The sequence below is a fragment of the Exiguobacterium sp. UBA6309 genome (assembly GCF_002439205.1).
Lineage (GTDB): Bacteria > Bacillota > Bacilli > Exiguobacteriales > Exiguobacteriaceae > Exiguobacterium_A.
Genome location: NZ_DJTL01000009.1, coordinates 64,724 through 82,853 on the forward strand (window position 1 = coordinate 64,724; position 18,130 = coordinate 82,853).

17 protein-coding genes and 2 tRNA genes are annotated in these 18,130 nt (G+C 44.4%); 8 read left to right on the plus strand and 11 right to left on the minus strand.

The window, feature by feature from the left end; all coding sequences use genetic code 11:
- Positions 1 to 124: 124 nt before the first annotated feature.
- The 5 genes from B3M90_RS01585 to B3M90_RS01605 form a co-directional block, all read right to left on the minus strand.
- Positions 125 to 733: a superoxide dismutase gene (locus B3M90_RS01585; protein WP_035409166.1), complete on the minus strand. Its 609-nt coding sequence runs from the start codon at positions 731 to 733 to the stop codon at positions 125 to 127.
- Positions 734 to 826: 93 nt separating this feature from the next.
- Entirely contained in the window at positions 827 to 2,287 is a 1,461-nt protein-coding gene (locus B3M90_RS01590) for an alpha-amylase (protein ID WP_290782313.1), read from the minus strand.
- 115 nt (positions 2,288 to 2,402) lie between these two features.
- Positions 2,403 to 2,476 (minus strand) — tRNA-Ile (locus tag B3M90_RS01595).
- Positions 2,477 to 2,487: 11 nt separating this feature from the next.
- Positions 2,488 to 2,561 (minus strand) — tRNA-Met (locus B3M90_RS01600).
- Between the two features lie 126 nt (positions 2,562 to 2,687).
- Positions 2,688 to 4,331: a Na/Pi cotransporter family protein gene (locus B3M90_RS01605; RefSeq protein ID WP_290782314.1), complete on the minus strand. Its 1,644-nt coding sequence runs from the start codon at positions 4,329 to 4,331 to the stop codon at positions 2,688 to 2,690.
- A gap of 387 nt (positions 4,332 to 4,718) precedes the next feature.
- Between B3M90_RS01605 and B3M90_RS01610 the strand changes: the two genes are divergently transcribed.
- The 5 genes from B3M90_RS01610 to B3M90_RS01630 all read left to right on the plus strand — a co-directional run bounded on the left by B3M90_RS01610 (position 4,719) and on the right by B3M90_RS01630 (position 8,147).
- A complete protein-coding gene (locus tag B3M90_RS01610; protein WP_290782316.1) occupies positions 4,719 to 5,024 on the plus strand; it encodes a hypothetical protein in 306 nt (101 codons plus the stop codon).
- A 167-nt stretch (positions 5,025 to 5,191) separates the two neighbouring features.
- Positions 5,192 to 6,301, plus strand: a complete 1,110-nt coding sequence (ispG, locus tag B3M90_RS01615; RefSeq protein WP_035409173.1) for a flavodoxin-dependent (E)-4-hydroxy-3-methylbut-2-enyl-diphosphate synthase — start codon at positions 5,192 to 5,194, stop codon at positions 6,299 to 6,301.
- A gap of 99 nt (positions 6,302 to 6,400) precedes the next feature.
- Complete coding sequence (locus B3M90_RS01620) at positions 6,401 to 6,970, plus strand: 5' nucleotidase, NT5C type (RefSeq protein ID WP_251137900.1); 570 nt, start codon at positions 6,401 to 6,403, stop codon at positions 6,968 to 6,970.
- Positions 6,971 to 7,068: 98 nt separating this feature from the next.
- Complete coding sequence (locus B3M90_RS01625) at positions 7,069 to 7,779, plus strand: LytS/YhcK type 5TM receptor domain-containing protein (RefSeq protein WP_290782318.1); 711 nt, start codon at positions 7,069 to 7,071, stop codon at positions 7,777 to 7,779.
- Positions 7,767 to 8,147 (plus strand): GGDEF domain-containing protein, encoded by a 381-nt coding sequence (locus B3M90_RS01630; protein ID WP_251137899.1) that lies wholly within the window; start codon positions 7,767 to 7,769, stop codon positions 8,145 to 8,147. Before B3M90_RS01625 ends, B3M90_RS01630 begins: the two co-directional genes overlap by 13 nt.
- A gap of 60 nt (positions 8,148 to 8,207) precedes the next feature.
- On the opposite strand, the gene B3M90_RS01635 is transcribed toward B3M90_RS01630, so the two are convergent.
- The 5 genes from B3M90_RS01635 to B3M90_RS01655 all read right to left on the minus strand — a co-directional run bounded on the left by B3M90_RS01635 (position 8,208) and on the right by B3M90_RS01655 (position 13,749).
- Entirely contained in the window at positions 8,208 to 9,983 is a 1,776-nt protein-coding gene (locus B3M90_RS01635) for a bifunctional diguanylate cyclase/phosphodiesterase (protein WP_290782322.1), read from the minus strand.
- Between the two features lie 204 nt (positions 9,984 to 10,187).
- Positions 10,188 to 11,618 (minus strand): NAD(P)H-hydrate dehydratase, encoded by a 1,431-nt coding sequence (locus tag B3M90_RS01640; protein WP_290754764.1) that lies wholly within the window; start codon positions 11,616 to 11,618, stop codon positions 10,188 to 10,190.
- Between the two features lie 94 nt (positions 11,619 to 11,712).
- Positions 11,713 to 12,144: a Fur family transcriptional regulator gene (locus B3M90_RS01645; RefSeq protein WP_035409180.1), complete on the minus strand. Its 432-nt coding sequence runs from the start codon at positions 12,142 to 12,144 to the stop codon at positions 11,713 to 11,715.
- On the minus strand, positions 12,116 to 12,985 hold the full coding sequence (locus B3M90_RS01650; RefSeq protein ID WP_035409182.1) for a metal ABC transporter permease: 870 nt from the start codon (positions 12,983 to 12,985) through the stop codon (positions 12,116 to 12,118). Before B3M90_RS01650 ends, B3M90_RS01645 begins: the two co-directional genes overlap by 29 nt.
- Positions 12,982 to 13,749 (minus strand): metal ABC transporter ATP-binding protein, encoded by a 768-nt coding sequence (locus B3M90_RS01655; RefSeq protein ID WP_035409184.1) that lies wholly within the window; start codon positions 13,747 to 13,749, stop codon positions 12,982 to 12,984. Before B3M90_RS01655 ends, B3M90_RS01650 begins: the two co-directional genes overlap by 4 nt.
- Positions 13,750 to 13,964: 215 nt before the next feature.
- On the opposite strand from B3M90_RS01655, the gene B3M90_RS01660 reads away from it, so the two are divergent.
- The 3 genes from B3M90_RS01660 to B3M90_RS01670 all read left to right on the plus strand — a co-directional run bounded on the left by B3M90_RS01660 (position 13,965) and on the right by B3M90_RS01670 (position 17,889).
- Positions 13,965 to 15,503, plus strand: a complete 1,539-nt coding sequence (locus B3M90_RS01660) for a Ppx/GppA family phosphatase (protein ID WP_290782324.1) — start codon at positions 13,965 to 13,967, stop codon at positions 15,501 to 15,503.
- Positions 15,500 to 17,653 carry an RNA degradosome polyphosphate kinase gene (locus tag B3M90_RS01665; protein WP_290782326.1) on the plus strand — a complete coding sequence of 718 codons (2,154 nt, stop codon included), beginning with the start codon at positions 15,500 to 15,502 and terminating at the stop codon, positions 17,651 to 17,653. Before B3M90_RS01660 ends, B3M90_RS01665 begins: the two co-directional genes overlap by 4 nt.
- Before the next feature lie 65 nt (positions 17,654 to 17,718).
- The gene (locus tag B3M90_RS01670) at positions 17,719 to 17,889 is read left to right on the plus strand and encodes a XapX domain-containing protein (protein WP_023467523.1); all 171 of its coding nucleotides are present in this window, start codon (positions 17,719 to 17,721) and stop codon (positions 17,887 to 17,889) included.
- Between the two features lie 55 nt (positions 17,890 to 17,944).
- Here B3M90_RS01670 and B3M90_RS01675 read toward each other — a convergent pair whose 3' ends face one another.
- A complete protein-coding gene (locus B3M90_RS01675; RefSeq protein WP_087679837.1) occupies positions 17,945 to 18,127 on the minus strand; it encodes a FeoB-associated Cys-rich membrane protein in 183 nt (60 codons plus the stop codon).
- Positions 18,128 to 18,130 lie beyond the last annotated feature (3 nt).

Below are 18,130 nucleotides of genomic sequence, written 5' to 3' on the forward strand. Positions count from 1 at the left end.
CCCTATCGTTCAAAAGTCATCTTGTTTCATTATATAGAAGGAAACTTTCCATAACAACCTATCCCATGATTTTCCGCATTAAAAAAAGCGTATCGTTCACAATTGAACGATACGCTTTTTTCCATTACTTCGCGTCAGCGTAAAGCTTCGCTACGTGGTCCCAATCAACGACGTTGAAGAATGCATTGATGTAATCCGGACGACGGTTTTGATAGTTGAGATAGTATGCATGTTCCCAAACATCAAGACCAAGGATTGGCGTTTTGCCTTCCATGACTGGTGTATCTTGGTTTGGAGTCGAAACGACTGCCAATTTCCCACCGTCAACGATCAACCAAGCCCAACCAGAACCGAAACGAGTTGTTGCTGCTTTTGCGAACGCATCTTTGAATGCATCAAATGATCCGAATGCTTCGTCGATTGCTGTTGCGAGTTCTCCTGTCGGAGCTGCGCCATCGTTCTTCTTCAGCAATTTCCAGAAGAATGAGTGGTTCCAGTGACCGCCACCGTTGTTACGGACTGCAGTTTGAATGTTTGCTGGGAGAGCATCCAAGTTTTGAAGAAGTTCTTCAAGTGACTTTCCTTCATGTTCTGTACCCTCAAGCGCCGTATTCACGTTCGTGACATACGTGTTGTGGTGTTTCGTGTGGTGAATCTCCATCGTACGAGCATCGATATGTGGCTCAAGCGCATCATAAGCGTAGCCGAGTTCTGGTAATTCAAATTTTGACATGTTCATGTCCCCCTTTGTGCTATTTTCGAAAACTTCAATACCCTTTAAGACTAGCAAAAGTACCTGTGTTGACGCAAGTCAAGACCCTCGGATTTACTCGACTTCTCGCGGAGCAAAAACAGAGACGCCTCCGCCCGGTACCGGGAAGACACCAAATCCTTCTTCGTCGATCACGACTGGATGATCTTGATGGTTTGTATAGTCGAACCATTCTTGACCCGCACGTTCAACGCCTACGAACATGCGTTTTTCACACATATCAGCATTCGACAATAAGACAGCACAGCCAGAGTTCTCAATTTCCTCAACACCACGACGAACCCAACCAACACAATGTGGATCATCGAGATAGTCCTCTTGGTCGCCATATGCTTTATGATAACGTGCATACAACAACGCATCGATCATTTCTTTTTTCCCTTCTACCGGATGTGGTCCTTGAATACCATAATAGTCACCATAAAAGACACATGGATAACCATCCTTACGAAGTAAAATGGCAGCGTAGGCGTGTTGTTTGAACCAGTCATCCACCCATGATTCGAGTGATTCACCTGGTTGTGAATCGTGATTGTCAACGAATGTGACGGCGTTCGTCGGATGTGATTCAACCAGCGTATCTGCAAATAACGTCGTCATATCAAAATCTTGCCCCTGCTTTGAAGCTTCGTGGAACTTATAATGAAGGGGAACATCGAATAAATCGATCGTATAGTCGACGCTGTCAAGGAAATGACGACAATCATCAAGATCTGATTTCCAGAACTCACCGACCATATAGAAATCACCCTCATTCTTGTCGATCATCGATTTGGCGAATTCATGAACGAATTCATAGTTAATATGTTTGATGGCGTCGAGTCGGAACCCTTGGCAATCAATCGTCTCTTGGAACCAATGCCCCCATCGGATCATCTCTTCACGTACTTCCGGATGGTTGTAATCGATGTTCGCGAACATCAAATAATCGTAGTTTCCGAATTCGTCATCGACTTGATCGTTCCAGTCCTTATTTTTACCGGAAATCTTGAAGACACCCGTTTTTTCTTCACGGGCATCAAAATCTGTTCCGTTAAAGAACTCATGTGTCCAGATGAAATCTGAATATTTTCCGTTACGTCCCGGGAACGTAAACTTCGTCCACGCTTCGATTTCAAACTCTTCTGAAATTTCTTTCGAACGATCTTCTGGATGGACCTCAACGACATTGATCGTCTCAAGTTCATCGGCGGCTGCTTTATGGTTCATGACGACATCCGCATAGATGGCGATATCATTCTCGCGAGCAACTTGAATCGCTTCGACGAGTTCATCCTTCGTCCCATATTTCGTACGGACTGTTCCTTTTTGATCAAATTCACCTAAATCATAGACGTCATAGATGCCATATCCTGTATCTTCATCTGATTGACCTTTAGACGCCGGTGGAATCCACACGGACGTGATGCCGGCAGCACGTAATTCAGGCGCTCGTTCTTTCAAACGTTGCCAGTGCTTTCCATCATTCTCTACATGCCACTCGAAAAACTGCATCATCGTATGGTTACGTTCCATCTCTCTTCGCTCTCCCTTAGTTACTATAGTATGAATATTATTACAATACCTTTACTATTCCCCGAGCGAACAAAAATAAACGCTTCCCGTTTGCAACGAGAAGCGTTCAACCAAATGGACCCTGCAGGACTCGAACCTGCGACCGGACGGTTATGAGCCGTCAGCTCTAACCAGCTGAGCTAAGGGTCCTTAAGTAATAGTAGCGGCGGAGGGAGTCGAACCCACGACCTCACGGGTATGAACCGTACGCTCTAGCCAGCTGAGCTACACCGCCATGATGTATGTTTCTTACTCTTATTAGATTACGAGATGTGACGAAACTTGTCAATATGCTATTTCAAAAAAATAAACAGCTGATTTCATTTTTTTCGAAATCAGCTGTTTTAAAATAAGTCTACGCTTAGTTCATTAATGCTGTCCGCTGTTCAAGGACGAGATCCGTGATGTTCACAGCGTGATCGCCGATTCGTTCAAGGTTTGAAAGTAAGTCGACGAAGATCATTCCCGCTTGTCCTGTACATTCACCAGCATTCACGCGAAGTACATGATGCTTACGGAATGAACGTTCGAGTGCATCAAGTTTCCCTTCAAGTTCAAGAACTTTTCGAGCCCGTGTGACATCGTCTTCTTCGACGGCGCGAATCGCACAAGCGACGATTTCTTGTGTCAGGACATACATCTCATCAAGCTCTCGCTTCGCAGATGTGGTGAACTGAATCCGGTTGACGATCTGGAAGTCGATTAATTCAACAATATTCTCGACATGATCACCGATCCGCTCGAAGTCATTGACAGCATGCATCAGTAGCGAATGATCATTTGATTCACGCTCTGATAAATCATGTGCGGCTACTTTGACAAGATAACTCGTGACTTCTGTATTTAAGTGGTTGATCGCGTATTCAATCTGCTCTGATTCCGATACATCCTTCTTATCATGCGATTGCGTGTAACGGTGCGCTTTCGCAAGTGCGTCTTTCGAGAATTCTCCCATTCGCAATACTTCGAGCTTTGCTTGATTTAATGCGAGTGCCGAAGATTGGTTCAAGATGTTTTGATCGAGATGACGCGGTTTTGAATCGATCGTCGTATCCGTACCCGGTACGATTTTTTGTACAAACCATGCGATTTGCGCGATGAACCAACATTGAATCAACGTATTGACGACATTGAACGTTCCATGTGCAAAGGCGATTTGCATTTTTGGTTCTAAACCAAGCGCACCTGTGATCCACGCAATGAAGCTAGAGAACACTGGTAATGCGATCAAGAACAAAATCGTCCCGATAATGTTGAAGATGACGTGTGCCGCTGCTGTCCGTTTAGCTGCAATCGACGCACCAAGTGCTGCAAGTACTGCCGTAATCGTCGTTCCAATGTTATCCCCGAACAAGACCGGTAGTGCCGCTTTGATATCGATCATGCCACCAGCGTACAACTCCTGTAAGATACCAATCGTTGCTGACGACGACTGGACAAGAACAGTAAAGATCGTTCCGACGAAGACACCAAGTAATGGATTATCCGACATCGAGACAGTCAATTCACGGAACCAAGCACTTGATTCAAGTGGAGCCATCCCGTCCCCCATCAATGTGAGACCGTAGAACAACGCACCGAAACCAAAGAAAATCTGTCCGATATACTGAACACGTTCTTTATTGAAGAAAAAGATCAAAAAAGCACCAATAGCGATAGCGGGAAGTGCCGCTTCTTTAACATTGAAGCCAATGATGAAGGCAGTGATCGTCGTACCGATGTTCGCTCCCATGACGACACCGATCGCTTGTCGTAAATTCATCAGACCCGCACTAACGAGTCCAACGACGATAACGGTCGTACCGGAGGACGACTGAATCAGTATCGTGACGACGATACCTGCTAAGATACCTAATAGTGGATTCGTCGTATACTTATCGAGGATATAACGTAATCGGTCTCCCGCTGTTTTTTGGAGACCATCTCCCATATACTTAATACCGAAAAGGAAAATCCCAAGTCCACCGATGAAGGTGAAAATCATTTCCTGCAAATCATAGTTCATCTTGCCAGCTCCTTTATTTGATGTGGATTGATGTGTTTGTAAAGTTTATTTTTTCGACTCCCCTATTATGTAAAGGTCTAATGAACTTGTAAATAGTTTTTACGACATCCGATTGTTAAGGTTTTATTAATCTGTACTATTACAAAAAAACCTTTATTTTTAAGCATTTAATAAAATTTAAAATTCTGTTATAAAACAATGAAAAGAGTGATATTCTTGTCTTTTTTACGTCAACTAATTAATTACTTACACACTTCGCTAATTCCAAATCGCTCATTTTTACGCCTTCGCCTAGCAGATGTTTCTTTGTATTTTTGTGGATTAGCTTGGATTTCACTGTGGACGACGATTATTGATTCCTTCTTTTTACAAAAAGATATCCCAATCGTGATTTGGTTCGTTCTTCACTTCATCTTCATCGCTATTGCCGTCTTGCTGTATTTGCTCTTGATGGCATATCTGACGAAAGGATTCGTTCGTCTGTTACTCCCCCGCCCATGGGCATATCGTCAGACGTTCCCTTACACAGTTGCAACGAATCTATGGACCTTCCCCCTTGGCATGCTTCTTTACCAATTGGGGCATCATCAAATAGGAGTCGCTTTACTTATCCTCGGGCACTTCGTTTACACGTTGGCGCCATTATGGATCGCCCGTTCCCCGAAACCTCGCGCGTCACGTAAATCTCGATGAGTATCAAAATCAGGTGTCCGACGGATTGACGGACGCCTTACTTTCATTAAACAATTGTAAATGTTCGATTTTCGTTCTTGTTTCTCGATTTTTAGGGAATAGTTCGATATGATAGAAAAGGTAAACATAAACAATATGGCGGTATGCCACAAAAGGAGATTTTCGATATGCCGAAAATGGTCCATCGCTCTAAGACTCGTCCCGTTCGTGTAGGGGACCTTGTCATTGGTGGAAATAATGAAGTCATCATCCAAAGTATGACGACAACTAAAACACACGACGTCGAAGCGACAGTCGCTGAAATCCTACGTCTTGAAGAAGCTGGTTGCCAAATCGTCCGCGTCGCTTGTCCAGAAGAACGTGATGCGCTCGCACTTGCAGAAATCAAAAGCCGAATCAACATTCCGCTTGTCGTAGACATCCATTTCAACTATAAACTCGCGCTCATGGCGATCGAAGCTGGCGTCGATAAAATCCGGATCAACCCAGGTAATATCGGTCGCCGCGAAAAAGTCGAAGCCGTCGTGACAGCAGCAAAAGCGAAAAACATCCCAATCCGGATTGGGGTAAACGCTGGTTCACTCGAAAAGCACATTCTCGAAAAATACGGTTATCCAACAGCACGTGGTATGGTCGAGAGTGCCTTGCACCACATCAAGATCCTTGAAGATCTCGACTTCCATGACATCATCGTTTCATTGAAAGCATCAGACGTTCAGTTGGCGCTTGAAGCATATCAACTTGCTTCTGAATCGTTTGACTATCCACTTCACGTCGGGATTACGGAATCGGGTCCACTTCGTTCTGGTTCATTAAAATCAGCAGCAGGACTTGGAGCGATCCTCTCACGCGGAATCGGAAACACGGTTCGTGTATCTCTTTCAGCAGACCCTGTCGAAGAAGTAAAAGTCGCAAAAGAAGTCTTGAAATCATTTGGTCTCGCAGCCAACGCGGCGACATTGATCTCATGTCCAACATGTGGTCGGATCGAAATCGATTTGATGTCGATCGCTGCAGAAATCGAAGACTACATCGAAAATATCCAAGCGAACATCAAAGTTGCTGTTCTTGGTTGTGCAGTCAACGGTCCTGGTGAAGCACGTGAAGCCGATATCGGTATCGCCGGCGCTCGCAACGAAGGATTGTTGTTCCGTCACGGAGAAATCATTCGTAAAGTACCAGAAGCAACAATGGTCGAAGAATTGAAAAAAGAGATTGATGCCATCGTCCTCGAAAAACAGGCTGAAAAAGAAGCCGAAAAAGCAAATCACGTATAAGATAGGGGCTCCTCTTTGATGAGGAGTCTTTTTTCGTATCTCGATTTCGACTATGTTATACTAAGTGAAGAAAAATTCTTAGAACGTGGGTGACTGTAAATGAAAATTGGAATCGACATCGATGGAACGATCACACATCCATCCTCTTGCTTCACTTACATGAATAAACATCTCGGAACGTCGATTGACTTCAATCAGGCGTCTGAATATGAATTGCATACGTATACGGATATGAATCAAATCGAATTTTGGGACTACATGGTGAACTCCGGTCACGAGACAGGAATTTATCGTGAGTCCATCCCTCAAGAACATGTTCGCCACCACTTATGGAATTTGCGGAAGCAATATGATCTCCATTACGTGACAGCACGATCGGAACTCGTTCGTCCTGTAACTGAAGAGTGGATCAAACAACATGAACTTCCTCTTGATTCCTTAATCATGACGGGATCACACGACAAAGTACAAGTCGTCCGTGATTTATCACTCGATTTGTTTATGGAAGATCGATTAGAGAATGCTGTGCAGATCGCAGAAGATACATTCATCCCTGTGATTTTGTTCGACGCACCTTATAACCGTAAAGCCGTACCGAATAATGTTATTCGTGTCGCTTCATGGAATGAGGCCGTTCAAGAGATTCAAAAATTTGCACCGATTCGTTAAAACAGCCGATTAGGCTGTTTTTTCCATTTTTTACGTTATTGAACTCTGAGATATCTTACAATGCTTTTCGTTTTAAATTTTAAACTAGGAAGTGCTTCATGATGCTTGCTACAGTGAATATCTTTTTTATTAATATTTGTATTATTTTTCTCGTTTCTACATTCGCCTTTTATCTGCTTCGTGATCGTTTACCGATTCAACCCGACTCGATGATGTCTACTCGGCTGTATTTTGGTTTTGCTAATGGGATCACCGGTATTCTTCTTATGCATCATGCGATCGATTTAAACGGCGCACTGATTGACTTGCGTTTGTTACCTCTCGCTTTATCCGCTTTATTCGGTGGTAACATCAGTATCACAGTGACGGAATTAATGCTTCTGATTTATCGTTTGTTAATCGATAATGGCGATTCTATAAATGCCCTACTTAGTTCTGTCATGACGCTACTCGTTTTTTTGATGCTGTCATTTATTTGTCGTCGCTTCATTACACGGCAAGGATATTTTTTTACCGCCATCGTGACAGTCGGCTCTCTACTTGTTCTTTGGCGACTGATTACGAGTAATTCCCCTGTAGATGCCTGGAGGACGATTTATATTCCTTATTTCGTCTTAACGATTGGCGGAGCCTTTTTGTTTTATCGTTTGTCACTACTCCTGCAACAACATTTTGTTCTTTACTCTTATCAATCCTATCTCGCTTCGACCGATCAATTAACAAGGCTTGCGAATCGACATGTCATTTTGGAAAAGGTCACGACGCTTGAAAAAAACAGAGCTTCTTGGGGGGTATCTTGTTTGACTTAGACCACTTCAAGAGTGTGAATGACACGCATGGTCACGCCGGCGGCGACGCCGTCTTGCGCCATTTTTCGATTGTATTGAATGAACATTGTCCCGCACCTATCACGGTTGGTCGATATGGCGGTGAAGAGTTCATCGTCATCATTCCAGATTGTGACCTTTACGAACCTATTCATTTAGCAGAAACAATCGTGGCAGCCGTTCAACAAACGCCATTTGTCATGCAGGATCACGCTGTATCGATCACGGTATCTGCTGGAATTGCTTACGCTCATCATCATCCCGCTGAAACGGTCTTCAAGCAAGCAGATATTGCTTTGTATGAAGCAAAAACACAAGGTCGAAATCAATATCGACTATATCAATCATAAATAATGTCTGAAAAAGCCACTTCTCTCCGAAAGGTTCGGACTGAAGTGGCTTTTTAGGGATTAATGAATCGTTCCTTCATTCGTTTTTTGTAGTAGACAGATGATTTCTTCGAGTGGTACCGGTTTAGCGAAGAAGTAGCCTTGGAACAAATGAATCCCGATTTCTTTGGCAATGCGTACTTCTTCTCCCGTCTCTACCCCCTCGACGATACATTCGACATGCATCGACTGACTCAATTGAAAAATCGACTCAAGAATTGATTGTCGTTTCTCTGATGCTCCGATTTGTTCAATGAATTGCTTTGGAATCTTTAATTGACGTAACGGTAATAAACGTTCGAGGACGTGATACGAGGCATGACCAGTCCCGAAATCATCAAGAGAAACTGGAAAATCGAGTGTTTTGATGCGTTTGAGCGCTCGATGAATCGATTGACTCTCAAAATCAAGCGACTGACTTTCCGTGATCTCGATCTTAATCTGTTGCGGCTTTAGTGCATACTTGAGTAGCGTTCGTTCAATGAATGGCATGAATGACTCACTCGTCAATTGTCGTGGCGATACATTAACCGATAAGGTAAATTCATCCGGAACGAGACCGATCAATGCTTTACGCGTCTTACACCCTTCCTCAAAAATCCATTCTCCTAGACGAATCATCAAGTCACTTTTTTCAGCAATCGGGATGAAGACGGATGGTCGATCAGCTCCTTGCAACGAGGTCTTCCAGCGAACCAATGCTTCAAGACCAATGAATTGCTCTGATCGAACATCGTACTGCAATTGATAGACGAGGTGAAAGTCCGTTTCAATATTAGCCTGTGCTAATGATTGTGCTGCTTTGACTCGCAATTCTTGATCCTTTCGCCAGGCTTGGTCAATGCACATCACACGTTCATTTTGTTGAGCGGCTTCCTGTAGCGCAGTCAATAACTGCTGTACTCGACGCTTCCGATTGTCCGTCGCCCCTTCTCCATTATCGATGACGATGGATATGTTGACGTAGACATGATGCCCTTCGATTTCGTAAGGTATGGAAATTTCTTGACTTAATTTTTCCATCACTTCCTTACATGCCACCTTGTCCGGCTTTTCCATGACGATCAATAACGTTCCTGCTTCGATTCGAGCAAACGCTTGATATGGAGGTAGTTTTCGCTTGAGCCGTTCGATACATGCCCGTAACACTTGTGACTGAATGTCTTCTCCAAAATACCGTGCCAACTCATAATAATTTTCTAAATGAATACCGACAAAAATGAGCTGTTTTTCAGGTCTTGGGAAATCGACTTCGTTCAATCCTTGACGATTCAAAATACCTGTTTCTTCGTCACAGCGTGCCGTATCGTGTAGTTGTATCGCCAAATCATTCAAATGATTTAAATTACGGATATGCAAGTGATTGATGACAAGGGCGATGGAAACACCAATTATAATCATGCCAATTCGTCCATAATGATCAGTCGGATCAATTTTCACCGTCACGGTATCGGCATTCCACATGACGTAAAAACTAGTTGCGATGGCAATGATGATGGCGTACCACATCATGATTCGTTGATACGAAATCAAAGCGATCATTAAAAACAAAAAACTGCTAACCCAAACGGTGACCGCCGCATAAGGTAAAAAACTAATCGAAGTGATTGGAACAACGAGCAACATCAAGGACAATAAGTGGGTTTGCAACACCACGTCCATCTTACGACGACTGATATAAAAAATAAAAATCCCCATGAGGACTAAAAATGAAATAATGACAGAACGACTTAAATATGCATTCTTTATCGTCTCTTCCGTCGTCGTATAAATGATTAAAGCGCCAACAAGCATCATGAAAAGGGCAAAATTTCCGACCACCATTGTTGTTTCCGAACAATGTCCTCCATGTATTTCCCTCCTTTCCATTAGTTTTTTCGTATATAGGTTTCGACATCGCTTGATGATACTCCTATCGTATCGAACGTGTCAATTATTTCCTAAAAAGAAAAGTTTTCCCTCATACGTGTCGCGGAAGACTTTTCTCTAACAATTATTGTCCTATAACCCAAATCGTCCTAACTCTTCGATGACATCCGTTGCTAACAAACTACTTGGATGTAATCGTCGTTCAACTTGTTTTGAAGCACGCGCATACCACTCTGCTCCTAGCGCTAAAGTTCTTTCGACATCTCCTGATGGATGTTGCGCAAGGAGACTCGTTAAAATTCCAAACAAGGTATCCCCGCTCCCTCCCTTTGCGAGACCACTCGATGCACCAGAGATGACAAACCCACCTCCATCTGGTTTAGCGATTAAAATGACATGGGATTTCAAAACGACAGTTACTTGATGCAAGACGGCATACTCAGTTGCTTGACCGAATAGATCATCTTGAATACTTGCAACAGTCTGATTCGTCATCCGAGCGAATTCGCCAATATGCGGTGTGACGATGATCGGCGCGGTTCGTTCTGGGTAACTTTCTTTTATTAGTGCTCCGGCATCTAACACTACCGGCAGATCACTTTCAAGTAGATGATCCACCCATGTTTCGGCTACTTCTTGCGATAAACCAGGACCGATTCCAACTGCTGATATGGAAGATAGCACGTTCTGAATCGCCGGTAACGTCTGGTCCATGACCATCGCTTCCGGTGCTTGAACGATGATCCCCTGTTTCGCAAGTGACGTCGTCGCGACTTGTAGTTTACCGACTCCCGTTCTTAAGGCTGCCCGCGTCGCGAGTTGGATGGATCCCGGCATCGTGTCACTTCCTCCAATCAATAATGCCGTTCCGTATGTCCCCTTGTGACCGTATGGTTCCCGCTTAAACAAGGAAGCCAGATCCTTCGGTGAGACGCGCCATTCACCAAAAGCCGGTAATCCGATATCTAGCGTTTCTGATTCTCCATAAAACGGTGCCGTCCGTATCAAAAAGGTAGATCGTTTCATCGCATGCAATTGAAATGTCGCATCTGCTCGAATCGCTATCTCTTTGAATCCTATAGTATGGTCCGTCGGCACACCGCTCGGAACATCTATTGCATAGATGCGTGCTCCTTGCTGCTTTTGTTCCGATACGAATGCACACTGCGCCTCGAATTCCGGATTAATCCGACCTGGATCAAATCCAGTACCGTATAAGGCATCCAAAATGACATCATATCGACCACATGGTTTTTCGGCTACAAGTCCGAACGCTTCTGCATAATGAGTATGAATCGCCGCACTATCCGAACGACTCTTTCCAAACGGAGTGAATAGCGTGACATCGAATCCGTCACGTATCAGTTCGCGACCAATGACATAACCATCCCCACCATTATTACCGGTTCCACACAAAATCAGTATTCGTTCTGCCTTCGAATGGCGCGTTTTAATCTGTGTTGCGATCTGACTTCCGGCTCGCTCCATTAACACCTCGAGCGGTAGCCCAGATGTCCGTGCCCACTCATCAATTTGTCGTGCTTCCTGTGTATCATAAATCATCATCTCATCACCTCTGTTCGACTATTCCCGTTTTAATCAGGACTAGTCGTATAAAAACAAAAAAGAAACGTCCCGAATGGACGTTCCCTTCTATTTAAGACGTCAAGCGTTGACAATTCGCACAACGTCCATAGATTTCGAATTTATGATCTTCGACTTCAAAACCAGTCTCTTGAGCGGGTGAAATCCACTCCATCGGGCAGACATTCAACGTCTCCGTCTTGCCGCAGATTCGGCATATCAAATGATGATGGTGATGACCGGAAGCACAAGCAGCCCGATACTTCATCTCACCGTCTAATTCCGTCACTTCTAATAAGTCGATTTCCGAAAAATCATTCAAGTTTCGATAAATCGTATCATAACTTAACGAAGGATGAGACGTCCGGAGAGCTTCTGCCACTTCCCGCGCACTGACATACCGATTCACTTCAAACAGATACGATAGCAAATCCAGACGTTTCGGCGTCATTTTAAACCCCGAAGCTTTCATTCGTTCACGCGCTTGTTCGATGTTCGTCTTCATGTGTTTTACCTCCTATCCAAAAACGTTCTAACAGCATGACGATGATCAGTTCGAGCACGGCAAGTAGGACAATCATTCCGCCGGGTGCTAAATCAAACTGATAAGCCAGGATGAGTCCAAGTACTGTTGCAATCTCACCGAAGATGATAGCTAAAAAAATCGTCGTCTTAAAACTTTTGGCAATTCGAAGTGCTGCCGCAACCGGCAACGTGATTAAGCTTGAGACAAGTAAAATTCCGACGATTCGCATACTAATCGCGATCACAAGCGCAACGACGATCATAAAGAGAATGTGAACTAAACGAAGTCGAATTCCCGAGACACGTGCCTGTTCCTCGTCAAATGAGAGGAACAACAATTCCTTATAAAAGGCAAAGACGAAGATGACGACCACGACCGTCACGATAAGAATCGTATACACATCCGTTAAGGCAACAGCCGAAACCGTTCCAAATAAGAAGGAGACGAGATCCATTGAAAAGCCGTTCGCAAGACTAATGAATGTCGCACCGAGCCCCATCCCTGTTGCCATGATGATTGGAATCGCGAGTTCTTGAAAATGCTTATATTTAGCGCGCAACCAATCAATCGTCAGTGCCGCGATGACCGACGTCACGATTCCTAAGTACAGTGGATTTAAGTCCGCTAATTGCGCGACCATACCAGAAATCAAGAGACTGAGTGCAATCCCAGCTAACGTGACGTGCGAAAGTGCATCTGCGATCAGGCTCATCCGCCGGACGACGACGAACGAGCCAATCAATGGGGCCGTGAATCCAATTAAAATGGCAGCTACTAAAGCATACTGTAAAAATTTCAACGTCATGAATGCTTCGATCATTGGACACTCTTCCCTTCGTGAACGAGGACACGTCCCGGAACTGGATAGAGGGAGCGGATCGTCTGTTCATCTAGTTCCCAATACTCTTTAATGCCACAGTTACAACCTAAGCGTCCATCGACCAAATGAATGACGTCCGTGACGAGTTTGCTGACGAAATGGATATCATGTGTCACAAGGACGAACGTTCGCCGTTTATCTCGACGCAGTTCTTCAAGAATTTCATAAAATTCTTTCACGTATCGCTGATCGACACCAACAGTTGGTTCATCTAAAATCATTAAGTCTGGATCGTTGACGAGCGCACGCGCGATGAAGACGCGTTGTTGTTGACCGCCGGACAAGTCGCCGACTTTTGAATCACGGCGTTCCCACATCCCGACTGTTTCAAGGGCAGTCCGTACTTTGTCTCGATCATCACGTGACAAACGACGAAAAAGTCCTTTTTTAGCATACAACCCCATCTCGACGACTTCTGCGACAGTTACCGGGAAACCCGAGTTAAACGAAGCTGCTTTTTGCGAGACATAGCTGATTCGCCACCATTCATTGAATTGCGATTGGGGTTGTCCGAATAAGCGAATCGTTCCTTTCGGTTGCAATAAACCTAAGATACATTTGATCAGCGTCGATTTCCCAGATCCATTTTCCCCGACGATTGCTAAGAATTGTCCTTGTTGAACCTGAAACGAAACTTGATTCAATACCCGGCGATCTGGATAATCATAACTGACTTGATCAATCTCGATGATTGGTGTTTCCATTTATTTTCACTCCTTCCGTTTTCGTAAAACGGAATAATTACGTCTTAATCAACTGTCTTATTATAGCGTTCGCTAATTATTGGTGCAACTCTAGCAACTTCCTATCCTCCTTTGAAAAAAATCAAGGTACAATAAAGACAGAAACTAGCTGTTTCCGGCTTGTTCAGGAAGGGAAATCTTTTAATGCACGCATCGCAGAGAGGAGTCGAGGTCACTTGAAACAAGAACTTGCAGTCATCGATATCGGTTCCAACTCAATTCGTTATGTCATCTTCCATCCGATCGCTTCTGGTCGTTACATCGAGAAGATTAACATTAAAGTCGTCGCGCGTTTATCTGCTCATATCAATAAAGACGGAGCACTTGACGACGCAGGCATCTCGTTACTCGAAGAAACGTTACATCGATTTTACGAAGTCGGTGTCACCCATGAGGTCGAGGAGACGATTTGCGTCGCGACCGCTGCTATTCGTAATGCGACGAATCGAGAAGCAATTGTTAAATCCGTTACTGAAAACACACCTTTTTCCATTCAGGTTCTAACAGACGAACAAGAAGCATACTATGGTTATTTTGCTATCATCAATTCGACCTTCCTGACAGATGGGTTTTCTGTCGACATCGGCGGTGGTTCCATGGAAGTCACCTTGATCGAAAATCGCGAGATGGTAGCGTATCATAGCTTTCCATTTGGCGCCGTCACATTGACACGGCAATTCGTTTCCGACGAGACACTTAGTGCAAGTGATAAGAAGAAGTTGGTGAAATTCTTACGGGAACAATTCGAATCGATACCATGGCTAAGTGATAAAAAGCTTCCTTTAATCGGTGTCGGTGGTTCTGCCCGAAACTTCGTTCGTATCCATCAATCCAATCAGGATTATCCGCTTCGGAGCGTTCATCAATATCAAATCAAGGCGAAGGAACTCGCGAAGATGGTCGATGATCTGGAAGGGAAATCAGCGAAACAGCTATCGAAAATCGAAGGGTTATCAAAGGATCGAATCGATATTTTCCTGCCGGCATTGATTGCGATCCAAGGGTTAGCTCAACACATCGAAGCGGAAGAATTCATCATGAGCAATCTCGGTCTTCGTGAAGGTCTTGTTTACGAGTTCGACGTGCAGGACGAAGCATACCGCCGGATTGAAAACGTACGTGAGCAGAGCCTCTATCAGCTTGAAAGTGATTATAAGGTCAATCGTGATCGTGCGTCGTATATCGGAACACTTGCTAAATCGATGTACCGTCAACTCGTCACGTTAGACCTGGTATCAGAACGAACGTCCGATTTACGCCTCCTCGATTCCGCAAGTCGTTTGTTTTATTGCGGTCAATACATTAATCCGGATACGCGATCAGACCAAACGTTTTATTTGTTGACGAACACCGAAATGAATGGCATGACGCACAAGGATCGCGTTGCGCTCTCCCTTGTCAGCTCCTATTCTTCAGCGAAACGGATGCAACAATTAGCAAAGCCGTTCAAAGAATGGTTCACGGAAGAATCACTGGACCGCTTCGACTTACTCGGTTCTTTACTCAAGTTAAGCCATGCCCTCGACGTGACGGAACGAAAAGCTGTCGATCATTTGGAACTATTCCTTAAAAAGGACCAACTCCAATTCGTCCTCGATACAGGCGATCACGATTATGGATTTGAAGTCGAAAAAGCCGAAAAACAAAAGAAACACCTGGAACGAATCATTGATTGTACGATTACCTTCGAAACGAAAGGAGATCTTCCTTCATGAAGCTCGACATACCGGAACATTTCAACAATCGTGAGCTCAGCTGGCTCCAGTTCAACGAACGTGTACTGGCTGAAGCTTTTGACACACGCAATCCATTAATGGAACGTTTTAAGTTTCTCGGTATCTTTAGTTCCAATTTAGACGAGTTCTATATGGTAAGGGTCGGTGGCTTAAAGGATGAAGTGCTCGCCGGGTTCAATAAACCGGAAAATAAACAACAGATGACACCTAAACAACAGTTACGTGCGATCGCGTTGAAAACAAAAGAGTTAGTCGATCGGCAATACGAAGCATTTCAAGCAATCAATCAGACGTTATCCGATGAAGGCATTACATTCTTAAAATACGACGCCCTGACTTCAGAACAAACGACCTATGTAAAATCCTTTTTCCGTGAACAAGTCTTTCCGGTACTCACGCCTGTTGCTGTCGATGCCTATCGTCCGTTCCCGATGTTGTCTTCAAAATCACTTAACATCGCAACGGTTCTTGAAGCAGAAGACGGGACGAAACGAAATTTGGCACTCGTACAAGTACCTGCTGTTTTACCGCGATTCGTCGATTTACCGGTAGAAGATGACGAGACGACGGCTGTCATCTTACTCGAAGACGTCATCATCGCCTTCATTGACAGTTTATTTAAAGGCTATCGCGTGTTGTCTGCCATGCCATTTCGGATCACCCGAAATGCCGACCTTCCGTTTCACGAAGAAGGGACACACGATTTATTGAAGTTAATCGAAAAGGAATTAAAAAAACGGCGTTGGGGGGTAGCAATTCGACTTGAAGTCCAAAAAGCTGCCATCAATACTGAACTAGTCAACATGCTACGCGATGTACTTGATTTGCAGGAACGCGATATCTTTGCTGTGGATGGTCCGATTGATTTGACGTTCTCCTTCGCCTTCTACAGTCAAATCGGTGTTGAATATGATCATTTGATCTATCAAACGATCATGCCGGTCGACCCACCCGCACTCGATAGTTCAAAAAATCTGTTCAATCAATTACTGGAACGCGACTATCTCTTGCATCATCCGTATCATACGTTTGATCCGATCGTCCGGTTCATCGTCCAAGCGGCGAATGATCCGAACGTCCTTGCCATCAAACAAACCCTTTACCGCGTATCTGGTGACTCACCGATCATTAAAGCCTTAAAAACAGCAGCCGAGAACGGGAAACAGGTCACTGTCCTCGTCGAACTCAAAGCTCGATTCGACGAGGCGAAGAACATCGAGTGGGCAAAGCAGCTAGAAAAAGCCGGCGCCCATGTCATTTACGGATATAGTGATTTAAAGACGCACTCGAAGATCACGCTCGTCGTCCGACTCCACGAAGGAAAGATTCAGCGTTTCGTCCATCTTGGCACCGGCAACTATAATGATTCGACGGCGAAACTATACACGGACGTCGGATTACTGACCGCTCGAGAAGAAATCGCCGAAGATGCGACAAACTTCTTTAACTGGTTGTCCGGATACGGGGAACAACCCGAATGGAACGTCATCCAAACTTCACCGAACGCGATGCTTGAGAAGTTCCTGTCATTGATTGATGAAGAGATTCATCATCATAAAAAACACGGAAACGGTCGAATCGTTGCCAAGATGAATAGTTTAACGGAAAAAGACATCATTTTACGGCTCTACAAGGCATCGCGTGCCGGTGTCCAAGTCGAACTCATCGTTCGGGGCGTCTGTTGTCTGCGTCCTGGCATTCCAGGTGTTTCGGAGAACATTCGCGTCATCTCGATCGTCGATCGTTACTTGGAGCATTCACGCATCTTCTACTTCCATCACAACGGACAGGATTTGATGTATGGGTCAAGCGCTGACTGGATGACGCGTAACATGCGAAAACGGATTGAAATCTTATTCCCGATCATGGACGAAGAACATAAAGAGTATTTAAAGGATTGTCTCGCCCTCGCCCTTGCTGATAATGTGAAGTCGCGTGAACAGGCAGCGGATGGATCTTATCATTACGTGAAGGACGGAAAACAGAGCTGTGAATCCCAGTTGCTGATTCAAGACTATACGAGCGGCAAACTCAAACAAAAACCTAGTTTTACAACACCATTAACACAAAAGTGGATCACGATCGAAAAGAAAGAGGACAAAGTCATTCTTGATCAAAATGCTACATGATGTTGGTCATGTTTTACTACGTACTCTACTTCAAATGTTGATTTACAGCAGAAAGGACGAAATGTATGCTTCAGCAAATCTTATTATCCCTTCTCGCCGGCGTCATCTGCGGCGTCGTGTTTACCGCACTGAAACTGCCGATTCCTGCCCCACCTGTTTTTCCAGCCGTCGTCGGGATCTTTGGTGTCTTCCTTGGGATGAAAATCTATCTATTTTTAGTAGAACGCTTTTTCTAATCCAAACAAAAACCGTTCTCTGACTTCCCGAAGCAGAAAAGAGAACGGTTTTTAATTATTTTTTTAAGGCTTCTGCGATCACACGATCCCAGTTGACCTCATCGCATGCCGTCTCACACGTCGGCTCTACTTCACATGTCGCACATTTTCCTTTTTTCGCTTTTTTCGTAAAGCGAACAAGTGAAAACCCTGCATAACCAAAGACGATCAGTCCGATGAGTATATCGATGAAATGCATCTG